Consider the following 14,622-nt stretch of genomic DNA (forward strand, 5'->3'; position numbering starts at 1 on the left):
ACCGTCACCCAGGCCGTCCAGACCCCTTCTGACCTGCACGTGTTCAGGCCAGAAGGGGTTCAGTGCTCGCAGAGGGAGAATTCTCGTTCGTAGAGCTGCTCGTTGTGTTCGTCGACGAAGAACCTGCGTTCCTGCATGAGTTGTTCGCGGTAGTTCCTGGCCTGTTCAAGCGTCATGGTCGAGGTGTCGGACCATGGTTGCTGCGGTGGCACATCGGATGTCGAGACGATCTCTTCCGACGGGTCGACCAGGAAGAACGCAAGAATCTTGCGGTGTCCCGGGCGGGTGGGATCCGTGAGGCGGAATGAGCCGACGCGGTGTTGCAGGATGTTCGGGAACGCCAGGCAGCGGCCCGCTGGGGTCGATGTCGATCCCAGCATCTGGTTCAGTGCGTCTTCGTCCTCCAGGCCGTAGACCTCACGCAGGCCGTTGTCGTCGTTCTGTTCGTAGTCCGGGCCGTCGAGCGCCGCCCGGAAGCTCAGCCGGCTTTCGGTGATGTTCTCGCTGTCCCAGTAGTAGATGCCGGTCGAGACGATCCGCTCGTTCAACATCCCCTCGACATGCCAGGAACCGCCGGGGTACTCGGGCTTGTCCGGGGTGAGATGAATGGTGGCGAGCTTGACGATGACCTGCAGACGACGTCCGCGCAGGTCGACTCGGGCGGCTTCGTCGGGCAACTCGGGCGGGGTGAAGGCCGGGGCGTCCGGGACGGCCGGGCGGCGGTTCTCCCACCAGTCGTCCTGGGCCGCTTCCCATGCACGGACGGCTTCTGCGTAGGCCGCGGCATCAGCGTAGGAGGACTTGTCCGGATGCTCCGGTTCCGAGTCGTACCACCCGTAAGGATCGGCCTCGATCCGCAGGGGCCTCGGATGGCGCAGATCGGTGAGCACGTTCTCCAGCAGCGGGCGCATGCGCGCGAACAAGTCCGGCAGGACGGAGGCCAGTTCGTGATGCGTCTCGGGGTGGACGTTGTTGACGTACGAACGGAAGGCGACATCGCCGTCGTCACGGACGTCGACGTCCGTGGGCAGCCACTGGAACTTCTCCGAGAATTCGTACTTCGAGTAGCGGTCCGTCTGGTTCTGCCAAGCCCGCTCGGGGGCGCCGCTCACCTCTCTCACCAGGCAGAACAGCGAGGGATGAACCAGATCCAGTACCTGACCGTCGGATCCGGGATGCCAGTCCTGTGCTGCTTCAGGGACCTGTTCCAGAACCCGAACCGCCGCGCGCAGCCGGGAATTGAGCTTGTCGTCGACCAGTGTGTCCGACTGCCACACCCCGTCGACGGCGGACACCTCGACGCCGGTACGTCCGTCCCGCAGCGCGGCGTAGTACAGGAGTTCGGCAAGCACGTGACGAACCTGCGCTTCGGTGAGGCCCTGGGCGACCGCTTCCTGCGTCCACCGGGCGACGATGTCGGCATCGTTCATCTTGTCGAACCACCCCGGCTTCGCCCGAATGTGTGCGCTGCACTGCATCATCTGAAGTTCCCGCAGCGTTCGGGGTGTCGCGAACGCTATGGAACGGGAAGCACGAAAGGGCAGCGGGAAGGCAGACAGGCCAGTCAACTCTCTTGGTCCTCCGAGTCGGTGTGCGGTGGCCGGAAGGATACTTCAGCGGAAGGCGGTGGCGTTCTCTGACGCCCACTGCCGGAACAGCCGGGCCGGAATTCCGGTGACCTGTGAAACCGTGTCCCGCACCGTCAGCAGCTCGTCGTTGACGTCGCCGCCCGTGACGTCGAGCACCGCGTCTGCGTTGCGGCCTCGTCCCCGAAGACCGCGGCCATCTGTGCGTGGGCCTTCTCGCGGCTGATCTAGGCGCGTGCTCCACACCCGCCTCCCGGGCGGCTGCGAGGATGTGGGCGTCCGGGCCCAGACGCGACACAAGGAACATGGAACGCACCCCCTCCAGCGCGGGCTTCAACGACGCCGGCTCCGCGAAGCGCCCTCCGCGGCCTCCACCCCCTCGGGGAAGGTGTCCTGTGCGGCATCACGGGTGAGCTGCCAGGACGGCGCGCCGGCCTTCGATCCGGAGGCGCTCGTCAAGGTCCTGCGCCGATGAGCGCCGCACGCACGCCTGTGGCCCCCCGGGGAGTTGGGAGGTGGGCGCGGCCCTGGCCCCCGCGGGCGACGCAGGGCAGGGCCGGCGAACGGACTGGTACCCGGCGTGGTGATGGTGAGCACACCGGCGATCTCAGCCAGCTGAGCGGGATCCCTTCGGTCGGCCCCGTGTCGACGTTCCCGCAGCACGAGCAAGCCCAGAGATCCGAGGATCGTCAGGGCCATCGTCCACACCAGAGCCGCGGCCATGCCTGGACCGGATCGCCTGTGGCGCAAACCCCGTCCGATAGCCCGCCCGTAGCCCGCCCAATCCTGATCACTCCCAGGCCGTCCAGGCCGACGCCGATTCGCCCTGCGGAGTTCGGCCAGGAGAACCTCGTGGAGCCGTGGCCAGAGTGCTGAGCCCGCCGCGGGACCGGGCGAGCGCGTGGTCGGCCGGCTCGCTGCGGCCGGACTCACCCCTTGCGGGCCCCGGCAGCATGCTGATGGCCCGGCAGACCGTGGAGTCGACCAAGATCCTCACGAGAACAGGTCGCTGCCAGGTCTTCCGGAGCTGCCTGACGTTCCCGGGAGGGGTTTACACGGCATCAGTCGACCCGATCCGACGTCCAGACGGTGCCGCGTGCCTCATATTCCAGCATCGTCTCGAGGCTGGTCGCCGCGTCCGGCCCGATTTCGCGGCGGACGAGCCAGAGAGCGAGTTCGAGGCCGGAGGTGACGCCCCCGGCGGTGACGAGGTCGCCGTCGTCGACGACGCGGGCGTTCTTGGGGAGACCGCCCTGCCGTTCGAGGTCGGGCTTGGCCTTGTGATGGGTGGTGCAAGGGCGGCCCCGGGTGAGGCCGGCGGCGGAGAGGATCATGACTCCCGTGCAGAGGGCGCTGACGATGAGCCCGGGGCGTACGGCGGTCGCGAGGGCGCGGGGCAGGGCGCCGCGGTCGATCTCCGCCCAGACGCCGGGGCTGTCGCGGCGGGCGTAGCCGCCGCCGGGGACGACCAGCACGTCAGCCTCGTCGGGGGCCCATCGGTCGATGCCGCGGATGACCGTGCCGTACGCGCCGGTGACGGTACGGGCGCCGGTGGCCGAGACGTAGCGGACCTCGACGGGCCGCTGGGTGAAGAAGCCGGCGGCGGAGAAGACCTCGTACGGGGCGGCGAAGTCGAGTTCCTCGACGCCGTCGAACATCACGACGTGGATGCGCAGTGTCCCGGGCGTCTCGGCAGCGGCCGCGGCGGAGGTTGTGGTGGCGGTGCCGGCGAGCGCGCCCGTGGCGCCCAGGGCCGTGGTGGCGCGGAGTAACTGCCTGCGGTTCATGCGGTGCTCCTGTTCCGGTGGGCTTCCGTGGAGGGGGTCGGGCGGCGATGCCCTCCGGTTCCCGGCCCCGCGCGGGAACCCGGCAGCCCGTCCGTCCGACTCCTTCACCGCACGAACAGGGCAGCGGTGAAGGGCACGGGATGGGCGGACTGGACATACGCATGCGGGGTGTCGCGTGTCGGCATGGCCGCAACGAGGCGGTCGTCGGTGTGGATCTGGAGATCGCCGCCGGTGAGCGCGTCGCTCTGACCGGGACGAACGGGTCCGGGAAGACGACGTTGCTGCGCGCGGCCCTTGGACTGCACCGGCACACCAGCGGCACCATCGAGGTCGGCGGGCGCGAGGCGCGCTCGGCCGCCGAGTGGGCGTGGCGGCGCAGGTCGTGTGCGTGGGTCCCGCAGAAGCCGGCCGCCGGGCGGTTCCCGCTGCGCGGGGACGAGCTCCTGGCGAGCAGTGGGGCGCCGGTGGAGGCGGCCGTGGCCGCGGAACGGCTCGGTGTCGGTCCGTTGGTCTCAAGGCCCGTGGACACGCTGTCCGGCGGTCAGCTCCAGCGCATGTACCTGGCGCGGGCCATCGGCTGCGTGGCGGCGGGGGCGCAGGTTCTGCTCGCCGACGAGCCGACCGCTGCGCTCGACTTCGAGGGTCAGGAGGAGGCCGCCGACGTGCTGACCGCGCTTCCGGTCACGCTGGTGGTCGTGACCCATGACCGGACGCTCGCCGAACGCTGCGACCGCGTCCTGGAGATGGCCGCCGGGCGGCTGCGGGAGGTCCGGTGAACGCGCTCGCGGCCGCTGACCTCGGCGCCGTGCTCCAGCTCGTACCGGTGCAGCGGGCGGGGCTCGCCCTGCTCCTCGCGGCCGTCGGGTTGCCCGTGATCGGCGTCGTCATCGTGGGGCTCGACATCATGCCGGTGCGGTTCGCGATGATGCACGTGGCGCTGCTCGGCATCGCGGTCGGGCTGCTGACCGGGCTCGATCCGATGCTGTGCGCGCTGGTGGCTTGCGCCCTGTCGGGTGCGGGGGTCGCCCCACTGGCCCGTACTCCGGCCGGACTGTCGGGCGCGATGGGCCTGTTGATGAGCCTGGCGATCGCGGCCGCCCTCCTCGTTCTCGCCGTCTCCGGCGTCAATGCCTCGGGTGCCTTCGCGCTCCTGTGGGGCTCGATCCTCTCGGTCGGCACCGACGACCTCGTGGTCCTCGGCGTCCTCGCCCTGGTCGTGCCGTCCCTGTTCTGGTGGCGGCGCCGTGAGGTGGCGCTGCTGCTGTACGACCGCGAGCTCGCCCAGTGTTCGGGCGTACCGGTCCGCTTCCTCACCACCGTGCTCCTCGTCCTTGTGGCGGTGGCGGTGGCCGGGGCGATCAAGCTGACCGGCGCCCTGCTGGTCGACGCCCTGACCCTGCTGCCTGCCCTGGCCGCACGGCGCCTGGGCCGTTCGCTGGGGTCGATCACCCTGTGGGCGGTCGGCATCGGCGTCGCCGTCAACCTGACGGGCTTCCTGCTGGCCCTTTGGTCGGACTGGCCTCCGGGCCCGGTCCTCGTCCTGACGGCGGGGGCTGTCGTCCTCGCCGCGCATCTCATTCCTGAACGGAGAAACAGCTCATGGCGCGCACCCGCGTCCGTACCGCCCGCATCGCTTCCCTCCTCGCACTGAGCGTGGCGCTGCCGCTCGTCACCGGATGCGGGGGCGAGGACGCCTCTTCCTCCGGTACCGATCACAAGGCGGCTGGTCACAAGCCGGTGGTGGTCGCGACGACCACTTGGGAGGGGGCCTTCGCCAAGGCCGCCGGGGCCGAGGACGTCACGGTGATCGTTCCGCAGTCGGTGCACCACGCGCCCGACTACGACCCGAAGCCCTCGGACCTGGCCGCCGTCGCGAATGCGGATTTCGTGTTGTACGCGCCGTTCGAGCCGTACGCCGCGAAGATCAAGGAGGCGGCCGGCTCGAAGGCGAAGCTGGTCGAAGTGAACCTCGACAACGACCCGGCGAAGGCCGGTGCCGAAGTCACGCGTCTGGGTGGCCTGTTCGGAACGAAGGACGCGGCCGAGGGGTTCAACACCCGGCTCGACACGGAAGTCACGAAGCTGAACGGAGAGCTCAAGGGCACCTGGCCGGGCGGGAAGAGCCCGGCCGTCGTCACCCAGGTCTTCACCGCCTGGGCGGCCGGCCTCACCGGCGCCACGACGGTGGGCACGTACGGCCCCGAGCCGGTCACCCCCGCCCAGCTCGCCTCCCTCTCCGCCAAGAAGCCCGCCTTTGTCCTCGACAACGCACACATGTCGACGGGCACGGTGCTGCCGGATTCGGGCGCGCAGCAGGTGAAGATCGTGAACTACCCGGGCGAGGACCTGGACCTGCTGGCGGTCTACCGCAACGCGGCGGCCGAGTTGAGGAAGGCCATGAGCGGATCCTGACCGACAGGTACGAGGAGGGGGAGGGCCGCGAGGCGCGGCCCTCCCCCCTCCGTCGTGCTGTCATGCCTCGACGAGCGCAGACTCCTGCTCCTCCACGATCCGGCACCGGAGGGCGGCACGGTCCGGTTTGCCCGCGGCGGTGAGCGGCAGCCCGGCCAGAACCAGAAGGTGCTCGGGGTGCTTGTGCGGGTCGAGCCCGCGCTCGGACAGATGCGTGCCGAGTTCGGTCAAGGTCGGCACCCGCGTCCCCTTGGCCACCAGGCAGGCGGCGAGCCGCTCCCCCATCAGCGGGTCCGGGACGCCCACACACACCGCGTCCCGGACCTGTGGGTGGGCGACGAGTGCGCGCTCGACCTCGGCGGGGCTGATGTTGGCGCCGCCGCGTATGACGATGTCCTTCAGGCGGCCGACGACGTGGAGGACGCCCTCGTCGTCGAGGAGGCCGAGGTCGCCGGTGCGGACCCAGCCGTCGGGTGTGCGGTAGCGGGCGTCGAGGTCGGGGGAGGCCACGTAGCGGAGCGGGGTCATGGGGCCGCGGGAGACGATCTCGCCGATCGAGCCGTCGGGCAGCGGCTCGTGGGTGTCGGGATCTGCGATCCGGATCTGGGCGACCCGGGGGTCGGGCCTGCCCGCGACGACGCCGGAGCCGGCGGTCGGCGGCACGGTGTGCTGCAGTCCGGTGTGGCAGTTGACGCCGTCCGCCGAGCCGTAGAGGTTGACGACGGGGCAGCCGAACGCCTCGGCCGCGGCCTTGGCAGTGGCCTCGTCGAGGGGAGCGCCGCCCAGGACGAGCGCGGTGGGGGCCGGCAGTGGGTCCTCCTCCTTCTCCAGTGCCTCCAGCATCATCCGGATCATGGTGGGCACGCCGAGGATGTGCGTGGGGGCGTGCTCCCGTACGGCAGCCAGCGCGGCCTCGGGCGTGAAGTGGTCGAGCAGGACGAGGGTGCCGCCGTGGCGGGCGAGCGTGACTGCCGTGCCGTTCGACCCGAAGGCCGAGGCCAGAGGCACGAGGAAGAGGCAGCGGGGCGGGGTTCCGTCGGGCATGAGGGAGGCGAGGAAGTTGCCGCGTCCGCCGGCCAGGGCGTTGTGGGAGTACGCGATCATCTTCGGCTCCGCCTCCGATCCGGAGGAGACGAGGATGCGCGCGGCGCTGTCGGGGTCGGGGCGGGCCGGCACGAATCCGGTGGGGTCGGTGCGCAGCAGCTCTCTGAGCTGAATCGTTCCCTCGGGTGCGGTGCCGGGTCCGGCGGCGATCACGTGCCGCAAGGCGGGCAGTGCCGGGGAGCGGATGAGGAGCTCGGCCGCGTGCGCCTGGCCGCGGTGGTCCGTGGCCGCGATGACCGCCACGGCCTCCGCCCGGCGCAGCAGGCACTCGGCCTCGACGGCGCCGCGGCCGGCCGGGAAGGGGAGGGCCACCGCGCCGAGGGCGGCGAGGGCCAGGTCCGCGATGACGGCGTTGCGGTTGTTGGGGAGCTGTACGGCGACGACGTCCCCGACGCCGATGCCGAGGCCGCGCAGGCCCTCGGCCAGACTTCGGACCTTGCGGTCGAGGGCCGTGTAACAGAGCTTGCCCTTGGCGTCGAGGACGGCCGTGCGGTGCAGGTCGGCGATCTGCCGGGCCCGGAACAGGCTGTAGAGGTCGAGGTCGGGACACGTGCCGTCCACCACCCAGGAGCGGCGGAGTTCGGCGGGCAAGAGATCGGTGAGGGTGACGGTCACGCGAAGCTCCAGGGGTCGGGAACGGCGGGGGCACCGTGCGCGTCACGGCTGATCGAGCCGGACAGGCGCAGGTCGTGGGGCAGGGCGGACAGGTCGGTGGTGACGGCGGTGGCCGTCAGTCCGTGGGAGCGCAGCTGGTGCAGGGCCTCCTCCGTGCACATGCCGCGCAGGTCGTACGCCGCGGCGGCCACGGCACAGTCGTCGCTCGGGGCGATCCAGCCGTCGGAGGTCGGGAGCGGGTGCCGGAAGCCGGCGGCGCGCCGGGGGTCGGAGCCGGTGGCTGCCCGGTGCAGGGCGGGGGCGAGCAGGGTGTCGGCCGCGCCGAGGAGGGAGGAGTCGACGCGTACGCCGTGGCCGGTGCGCTCGCGCAGGAGGAGACCGGCGAGGACGGCCTCGGTGCCGTGCAGGCCGCCGAGAACGTCGAGGAGCGTCATGAGGGACGGTACGGGCGATTCGCCGGCCGGGTGGACGGCCTCCCCCACGCCGGTGCGGGCCTGCACCATGAAGTCGGTGCCCATGGGGGCGTCGTCGAGCCGATCGGCCCAGCCTCCGGTGTACGCGTACACCAGGGCCGGGTTGGCGCGGGTCAGGTGCTCGGTGTCGAGTTCGAGCTCGGCGGCCTTGCCGGGGGCCCAGTTGTGCAGGAAGACGTCGGCTTCGGCGGCGAGTTCGCGCAGGCGGCGCCGGTCCTCGGACGACTTGATGTCGATCTCGACCGCCTCCTTGCCCCGGTTGAGCGCGAGCCAGCGGGCGGAGATCCCGTCACAGGCAGGCGGCATGCCGCGGAGGGGGTCACCGCCCGGCGGCTCGATCCGGATCACCCGGGCACCGAGCAGGCCCAGCAGGTGGGCGGCTAGTGGCGCTTGGATGCGGCGGCCCGCCTCCAGGACGGTCAGGCCGGCCAGCGGCCGTCCGGGTGCGGGAGCGGGGCCGGTCGCCGCGTGGCCCGGATCGAGCGCCTTCAGGGTCCACGGGTCGGCACCGTCGTCCTCCCCCGCCCGTTCGGCGAGCGTGCGCAGCCGGCAGACCTCGGCGCCGGACAGTGCGGCCGCCTGCCGGATCCCCTCCCACGCGTGGCACCGGGTCACCTCGTGCAGGACGGCGGGGAACGGCGCGCAGGCGGTGGCATACCGGAACTGGAAGGGCCGCCAGCCCGCGCGTATCGCATCGGCGGGAGCCTCCAGTGCGCGCCAGAACACGGCCCACGCCCCGGGGTCGAGCGTCTCCAGCTCGAAGAGGACGCCGTCGACGGAAGTGAACGGCGGTCCGCCGGGGGCGGGTTCGACGGCCTCCGGCTCGTCGGCCCCAGCGGCGGCGAGGTACTGGGAGACGGCGAGCAGGCCGGTGCGGTCGGCCGTCGTGCTCACACGTGGCGCCGGGCCGCCGCCTCGGGCCTGGCCGATGAGCCCGGCGAGCAGGCCCTGGACGGTGAGTACGCCGGTGGCGGTGGCCAGGTAGTCGACGCCCAGGCCACGCGGGGCCCCGTGACGGCGGCCGTGCACGGCCATCAGGCCGGTGGCCGCCTGGGCGGTGGCCTCGTCCTCGAGCCCGGAGCAGGCCGCGCCCCAGACGGTATGGGCCGTGACGGGCACGAACCCGGCGCCGTCGAGCGTGATCGCCCCGGCGTCCTCGCCGTGTGTCCGCGCCCCGAGCCGCCGCAGGTGGTCGGCGACGACCCGGGTCAGGGCCTCAGGCCCGGCGACGCCAAAACGCAACCCGTCGAGCGGATGCGATACGTCGAGCGGGCGGCGGGCCGCGGTGTGCGTGGTCACTGGTGACGCCATGCCTCTCCTCTGTCACGGTGGCGGGAACTGGTGGGCCGGTACGCCCGACCACTTCCACGGGCAGGCAGTCGGACGCGTGTTCTGTCGAGTTCCCGAGATGGAGGAAATACAGTGACGGATCATGACGTAACGGATGCCGACCTGCTACGGAAGCGGGTGTCGGCGTTCGTCCGCGACCGGGTGTTCCCCTGCGAGTCCCGGCTCGACGCCGGGGGACCGGTTGCCAAGGAGCTGCGGGAACGGCTGCGCGCGGAGGCGCGCGAGGCCGGCCTGTGGGCGCTGCCACTGCCGTCCGAACTGGGTGGCGGCGGGCTGACGTTGAGCGCGTACACGTCGCTCGCCGAGGTGGAGGGCGCGAGCGACCACGGTCCGGCCGCTGTGGGGTCGGCGTCTCTGCTCGACGTGACCATGCTGTCCCGGCACGGATCGGGGCGGGTGCGCTCGGACTACCTGCGCCACCTGGTCTCCGGTGACCTCCGTACCTGTTACGCGATGACGGAGCCGGACACTCCCGGAACGGAACCCGCGCTCACCGCGACCCGAGCGGAACGGCGGGCCGGCGGCGGCTGGAGCATCACCGGGCGCAAGTGGTTCGCGTCGAACGCGGGAGACGCGGACCTGGTGTCCGTGCTCGCCCGCACGAGCGGATCGGATGGCGACCGCGACGGACTGTCCCTGTTCCTCGTACCCACAGATTCCCCCGGCTTCCGCGTGGTGCGCGAGTTGCCCGTCCTCGGCGCGACCGGGCAGTACGAGATCGAGTTCGAGCACGTGGACGTCGACGAGGACCAGCTCGTCGGAGAACCGGGCCGCGCGCTCGCCGTCGCGGGTGAGCGCCTCCAACTGGGGCGCATTCTGAGGGCGTTGCGCTGGATCGGCCAGGCCCAGCGGGCCTTCGACCTCATGTGCGAACGCGCCACCGTACGACAGGGCGCACGCGCACCGCTCGCGGACCGGCAGCTCGTCCAGCAGCACGTCTTCGAGGCGCTGTTGGCGCTGCGGACCACGCGGCCGCTCGTGTACGAGGCGATGGCGCTGGTCGCGGACGGGCGCGACGCCCGGGTGGAAGTGGGCTTGGCGAAGACGGCTGCGGCGCGCACGCTTCATCAGGTGGCGGACCGTGCCGTCCAGGTGTTCGGCGCCGCCGGGCTCGGTCCGGACACGCCGCTGCCCGCCCTGTTCCGCACGGGACGGACGGCCCGGATCCTCGACGGTCCCGACGAGCTGCACGTCTCCTCGGTCGCCCGGCGCGTACTGCGGAGCCGGCAGGGCTCGGCGGTCACACCCGCCTGAGGTCGGCGCGGCCCAGGGACGCGGACAGGCCGAGGGCCAGGAAGAAGTCACCCCAGACAAGTTCGTGCCGGACGGCTGTGCCGCTGTGCGCGTCGTAACAGCCGTCGAGGAGCATGCCCGGCGGGCGGGAGCCGCCCGGCCGGGTGAGGTGGGCTTCCACGAGCCGGCGCAGAACGGCCTCCGCGCGGGCCGCGCACGCCGAAGCCCAGCCGACCTCGGGGACGAGGGCGAGCTTCAGCAGGGCTACCGCGGTGATGGCGGCGGCCGAGGTGTCCAGGGGGCCGTCCGGCTGACGGGCTCCGGCAGGCGGGACGAGCGGGCCGGTGAGGAACGCGCAGCGTTGGAGGAGCCGTTCGGCCGACTCGGCCAGCCGGTCCATGCGCGATGACGAGGCGTCCATGTGGAGAAAGGAGTCCGCGACGGCCAGAAGGAGCCACGCCTCGCCCCTGGTCCAGCCGGGCGCCGGGTCAGGTTCGGCCGCCCAGCCGCTCGCCTCGTCCCAGCGCCATGCCGGGAAGGGCCGCTGGGCATGATCGCCGGGCAGGCACAGGTCCAGGTGGCGGCGCAGGTGCCCCGCAGCCGCCTCCTGCCCCTCAGGCCCGGCGGACGCCAACAGGGGGACGAGGCCGGGAACGCCGTCCGCACGCGCCCGCAGCCGTGGGCCGCCGAGCGCCGCGCCCCAGGGAACCAGGCCGAGCCTCGGCTCCCAGGCGGCGAGTGTGGCCTTCACCGTGCGCTCGCGCAGGTCAGCGGCAGTGCCGGCCGTGTCGTCCCCGGCGGCCAGGGCCGTGCCGTACCAGAGGACCAGCCCGCGGGTCGCGGTGTCCGCATCGATCCAGGGGGCGAGCCGGGCGGTGACGGCCGCCGCCGCCGAGCGGTCCGCGTCGCTGCCGGTGTGCCGGGCGCGCAGCCAGAGGAGTCCGGCCCAGAAGCCGCCCGTCCACGACCCTCGCCCGGTGGTCGCCCACCGGCCGTCGACCGGGTCCGCGTACAGGGGGAACCGGTCCCCCACCTGCTCGGCGGTCTCCCCCACACGCTGGAGCACAAGGTCGAGGGCTTCATCAGCCCAGTCGCCGGCGGTCACGCCGGAACGCCCGTGCTCGCACGGCGGTCCCGCAGCGCCCAGGCGAAGGCGACGGTCCCGGCCACGGCGAACTCCACCGCGACCAGGATCCAGCCCTCGCCGTACCGGCCGCGCTCAGCGAGCAGTCCGAACAGCGGTGGGCCCACGGCGAATCCGGCGAAGAACCCGGCCGCGACCAGCGCCGAGTCCTGCCCGGCACGGCCGGGTGCGGAGCGCTGCATCACCAGGACCATCGAGACCGCGTTTCCGGACACGGCGAACAACCCCACGGCCACGGCGGCCACCCATACGAGGGGCTCGAACCGGGGGGCCACGGCCAGGAGTACGGCCGCGCCGATGGCCCCGCCCGCGAGCAGCCCCGGAAGCCACGGAGCCCGGCCGGGCGTGGCGGCACGTGACCAGCCGACGCGGCCGGCGATCCCGGCGACGCCGAGGACGGCGACCAGTGCGCCCGCCACCGCGGGCCCCATGCCGAGGCGTTGGGCGCCGAACAGCGCGAGGTACGTGTTGACGGAGGCGATGCCCGCACCCAGGAAGAACGAGAAGGCCGCGAGCCAGGGCACGGGACCGCTGGGACGGGACGGCGTACGGAGGGTGGTGCCGCCCTTCGCCGGCGCGTCGGCCGGCAGCGCTCGCCGAGCCCACAGGGCCGCGAGGAACGCCGCCCCGGCAGCCACCCACACGGCACCGCGCCAGCCGAGGAAGCCCGCCGCCGCCGCGAGGGGCAGCCCGGCCGCGAAGGCTCCGAACTGGACCCCGGACTGTTTGGCGCCGGTCACCGCGCCCCGCTTCGGGGCCGGGACCGCGGCCAGGATCGCCTTGTTCGTCGCCGGGTTGGCGAGCGCCTGTGGCAGGCCGCCGAGCGCGACGGCCGCCAGGAGCAGGGCAGGCCCGGGGGCCGCGCCGATCAGGCCGAGCGCGACCGCCGACACCGCAAGCAGCGCCACGAGCGCACGCCGGGGTCCGACACGGTCCACGATCCGGCCGCCGACGGGCGAGAGAACGGCGGCCGTGCCGAACCCCACCGTTGTGGTCAGGCCGAGCACCGTCTCCGACACCCCGAGCCGGTCGACGAGGCGCGGACCGAGTGCACCGATCAGGAAGAGCTGCATCATCGAGAAGGCCATGGCGGTCGTCAGCAGCGCGGTCAGCCCGCGCACCGTGTGATGCCCGGCCTCGGCTGGTGCCGCCGTCCCTGCGGTGCTCACGTGATGCCCCTCCCCGCACGACGCCCGGGCCGTCCGTCGTCGACATCGAGAAGTCGTCGCTACCGTGCCGGAAGTTCCCGAGGCGCTCTTGTGGGACGAACCACAGTCGCGTACTCATGTCCCGACAGGTCGAGGGGCGGCCTCATGACAGCCGTACCCGCCCTCATGCCTCCGGAGAGGGGTGCAAGGATGGGCGCGCCATGACACCAGGCCGATGTTCGCGAGGAGTGCGGGCCGCGACGTTCGCGGCCGTCTGCGTGCTGCTCGCGGCGACCGGCCACATCCTGATGTCCGGGCAGGCCGTGCCCGGTTGGGCGCTCGGCCACGCCTTCGTGGGGACCGCGGCCGCAGCTTGGGCCCTGGCGGGGCGCGAGCGCGGCCTGTTGGCCGTCACGGCGGTGACCGTGGCCGTCCAGAGCGTGCTGCACACGGTGTTCTCCTGGTCGCAGCCGGCCGGCGCCGTGCCCACGCACGCCGCTGACACGGCCATGGATCACACGCACATGGGGCACGCGACCATGGGCCACGAGGTCCTCCCCCAGGCCGCCGCGGCGATGCCCGGGGCACCCGCCACCCACGACATGACGAACATGTCCTCGTCCCTCGGCATGCTGTCGGCGCACCTGTTCGCCGCGCTCCTGAGTGGTCTGTGGATGGCGTACGGCGAGCGGGCCGTCTTCCGCCTGCTGCGGGCCATGCCTCTGGGGCTCTTCCGGCCCCTGCGCCTGCTGCTCGCCGTCGTCGTCCCCGTACGACCGCGCCCCCGTCTCCGGCCCGTTCGCGCCGGTGACGAGCGCGTTCCTCGGCAACTGTTCCTCGCCCATTCCGTCATCTCACGGGGTCCTCCACGGGCGCTCGCTGTCCTCTGACAGCCGGCTCCCCGAGCACCACGGCACACGTCCGTCGCTCGGGCATCGGCCATGCCGTCGCGTTCCGCTCCGGCCGGCCGTATCCGTCACCGGCGCCGCCCTCCGCGCGCCGCCGGATCTCCCTTGCCTCGTAAGGACTTGTGGCGATGACTCCTGCCCACGACACACCCCACCAGGGACCGGCGAGAACGTCCCGCTCCGCCCACACGCCCGACGCCGACACCGACGCGGCGACGACCCTGCTCGCGCTGGCCGCCCGGGACGGCGACCCGGCCAAGGCCGACCTCTTCGTACGCGCCCTGCACCGCGACGTCTGGCGCTATGTGGCTTACCTCAGCGCCGACAAGCAGGCGGCCGACGACCTCACCCAGGAGGTCTTCCTCCGCGCTCTCGCCGCGCTGCCCCGCTTCGAGGGGCGTAGCTCGGCCCGCACCTGGCTGCTGTCCATAGCCCGCCGGACGGTGGTCGACAGCCTGCGGCGCGCGGCGGCCCGGCCCCGCATCTCCGACCGGGACGACTGGCAGACGGAGGCAGAGCACACCCAGCCCCGGGGGCTTCCCGGCTTCGAGGACGGCATCGCCCTCGCCGAGCTACTGGCCTCCATCCCGGCCGAGCGGAAGGACGCCTTCGTCCTCACCCAACTCCTGGGCCTGCCCTACGCCGAGGCCGCCGAGACCATCGGCTGTCCCGTCGGCACGGTCCGCTCGCGCGTCGCACGAGCCCGCGGCTCTCTGATCGCGCTGCTGCGGAGCGAGGAGGCCCTCCCGCCGACGCCCGCCTCGGACGAGGGCCCGACGGCCCGCAGGAGGTTCACGCGGGCACCCGCTCTCGCCTGATCTCTCGCGTCTCGCGGGGGACGGAGGCGGGCCGGCAGTGCGCT

General features: G+C 72.6%; 12 protein-coding genes and 2 pseudogenes. 6 read left to right on the top strand and 8 right to left on the bottom strand.

Features of this window, described 5'->3' with window-relative positions; all coding sequences use genetic code 11:
* Positions 1-59: 59 nt before the first annotated feature.
* From OG462_RS06375 to OG462_RS06390, 4 genes and pseudogenes are all read right to left on the bottom strand, one after another.
* Entirely contained in the window at positions 60-1,568 is a 1,509-nt protein-coding gene (locus OG462_RS06375; RefSeq protein ID WP_406055294.1) for a DUF4246 domain-containing protein, read from the bottom strand.
* A gap of 45 nt (positions 1,569-1,613) precedes the next feature.
* Positions 1,614-2,045: pseudogene (locus OG462_RS06380) on the bottom strand (hypothetical protein).
* A gap of 382 nt (positions 2,046-2,427) precedes the next feature.
* Positions 2,428-2,577 (bottom strand): annotated as a pseudogene (locus OG462_RS06385) (IS5/IS1182 family transposase); the annotation flags it as partial.
* Positions 2,578-2,647: 70 nt separating this feature from the next.
* Positions 2,648-3,373, bottom strand: coding sequence for a DJ-1/PfpI family protein (locus OG462_RS06390; protein ID WP_406055296.1), 726 nt, complete (start codon positions 3,371-3,373; stop codon positions 2,648-2,650).
* A 140-nt stretch (positions 3,374-3,513) separates the two neighbouring features.
* On the opposite strand from OG462_RS06390, the gene OG462_RS06395 reads away from it, so the two are divergent.
* From OG462_RS06395 to OG462_RS06405, 3 genes are read left to right on the top strand one after another with little or no spacing between them, the layout of a single operon-like run.
* Positions 3,514-4,149 (top strand): metal ABC transporter ATP-binding protein, encoded by a 636-nt coding sequence (locus tag OG462_RS06395; RefSeq protein ID WP_406055298.1) that lies wholly within the window; start codon positions 3,514-3,516, stop codon positions 4,147-4,149.
* Positions 4,146-5,024, top strand: a complete 879-nt coding sequence (locus tag OG462_RS06400; protein WP_406055300.1) for a metal ABC transporter permease — start codon at positions 4,146-4,148, stop codon at positions 5,022-5,024. The genes OG462_RS06395 and OG462_RS06400 overlap by 4 nt, the downstream gene beginning before the upstream one ends.
* Positions 4,973-5,785 carry a metal ABC transporter solute-binding protein, Zn/Mn family gene (locus tag OG462_RS06405; RefSeq protein WP_406055302.1) on the top strand — a complete coding sequence of 271 codons (813 nt, stop codon included), beginning with the start codon at positions 4,973-4,975 and terminating at the stop codon, positions 5,783-5,785. The genes OG462_RS06400 and OG462_RS06405 overlap by 52 nt, the downstream gene beginning before the upstream one ends.
* Before the next feature lie 60 nt (positions 5,786-5,845).
* On the opposite strand, the gene OG462_RS06410 is transcribed toward OG462_RS06405, so the two are convergent.
* The gene (locus OG462_RS06410) at positions 5,846-7,504 is read right to left on the bottom strand and encodes a class I adenylate-forming enzyme family protein (RefSeq protein WP_406055304.1); all 1,659 of its coding nucleotides are present in this window, start codon (positions 7,502-7,504) and stop codon (positions 5,846-5,848) included.
* Entirely contained in the window at positions 7,501-9,288 is a 1,788-nt protein-coding gene (locus tag OG462_RS06415) for a CoA transferase (protein WP_406055306.1), read from the bottom strand. Before OG462_RS06415 ends, OG462_RS06410 begins: the two co-directional genes overlap by 4 nt.
* Before the next feature lie 111 nt (positions 9,289-9,399).
* Between OG462_RS06415 and OG462_RS06420 the strand changes: the two genes are divergently transcribed.
* Entirely contained in the window at positions 9,400-10,581 is a 1,182-nt protein-coding gene (locus OG462_RS06420; protein ID WP_406055308.1) for an acyl-CoA dehydrogenase family protein, read from the top strand.
* Here the strand turns inward: OG462_RS06420 and OG462_RS06425 are convergent.
* Positions 10,568-11,614: a sugar ABC transporter permease gene (locus OG462_RS06425; protein WP_406055310.1), complete on the bottom strand. Its 1,047-nt coding sequence runs from the start codon at positions 11,612-11,614 to the stop codon at positions 10,568-10,570. The genes OG462_RS06420 and OG462_RS06425 overlap by 14 nt on opposite strands.
* Positions 11,615-11,661: 47 nt before the next feature.
* A complete protein-coding gene (locus OG462_RS06430) occupies positions 11,662-12,873 on the bottom strand; it encodes an MFS transporter (protein ID WP_406055311.1) in 1,212 nt (403 codons plus the stop codon).
* Positions 12,874-13,073: 200 nt separating this feature from the next.
* On the opposite strand from OG462_RS06430, the gene OG462_RS06435 reads away from it, so the two are divergent.
* On the top strand, positions 13,074-13,742 hold the full coding sequence (locus tag OG462_RS06435) for a hypothetical protein (RefSeq protein ID WP_406055313.1): 669 nt from the start codon (positions 13,074-13,076) through the stop codon (positions 13,740-13,742).
* A 146-nt stretch (positions 13,743-13,888) separates the two neighbouring features.
* Positions 13,889-14,578, top strand: a complete 690-nt coding sequence (locus OG462_RS06440; protein ID WP_406055315.1) for a sigma-70 family RNA polymerase sigma factor — start codon at positions 13,889-13,891, stop codon at positions 14,576-14,578.
* Positions 14,579-14,622 lie beyond the last annotated feature (44 nt).

The sequence above is a fragment of the Streptomyces sp. NBC_01077 genome (assembly GCF_045162855.1).
In the GTDB taxonomy this organism is placed as follows: domain Bacteria; phylum Actinomycetota; class Actinomycetes; order Streptomycetales; family Streptomycetaceae; genus Streptomyces.

What these genes read in the sequence shown, in the direction of transcription:
- OG462_RS06435 (WP_406055313.1), top strand. Translation starts at nt 13,074, where the DNA reads ATGACACCAGGCCGATGTTCGCGAGGAGTGCGGGCCGCGACGTTCGCG.
- OG462_RS06395 (WP_406055298.1), top strand. Translation starts at nt 3,514, where the DNA reads ATGGGCGGACTGGACATACGCATGCGGGGTGTCGCGTGTCGGCATGGC.
- OG462_RS06415 (WP_406055306.1), bottom strand. Translation starts at nt 9,288, where the DNA reads ATGGCGTCACCAGTGACCACGCACACCGCGGCCCGCCGCCCGCTCGAC.
- OG462_RS06390 (WP_406055296.1), bottom strand. Translation starts at nt 3,373, where the DNA reads ATGAACCGCAGGCAGTTACTCCGCGCCACCACGGCCCTGGGCGCCACG.
- OG462_RS06405 (WP_406055302.1), top strand. Translation starts at nt 4,973, where the DNA reads ATGGCGCGCACCCGCGTCCGTACCGCCCGCATCGCTTCCCTCCTCGCA.
- OG462_RS06440 (WP_406055315.1), top strand. Translation starts at nt 13,889, where the DNA reads ATGACTCCTGCCCACGACACACCCCACCAGGGACCGGCGAGAACGTCC.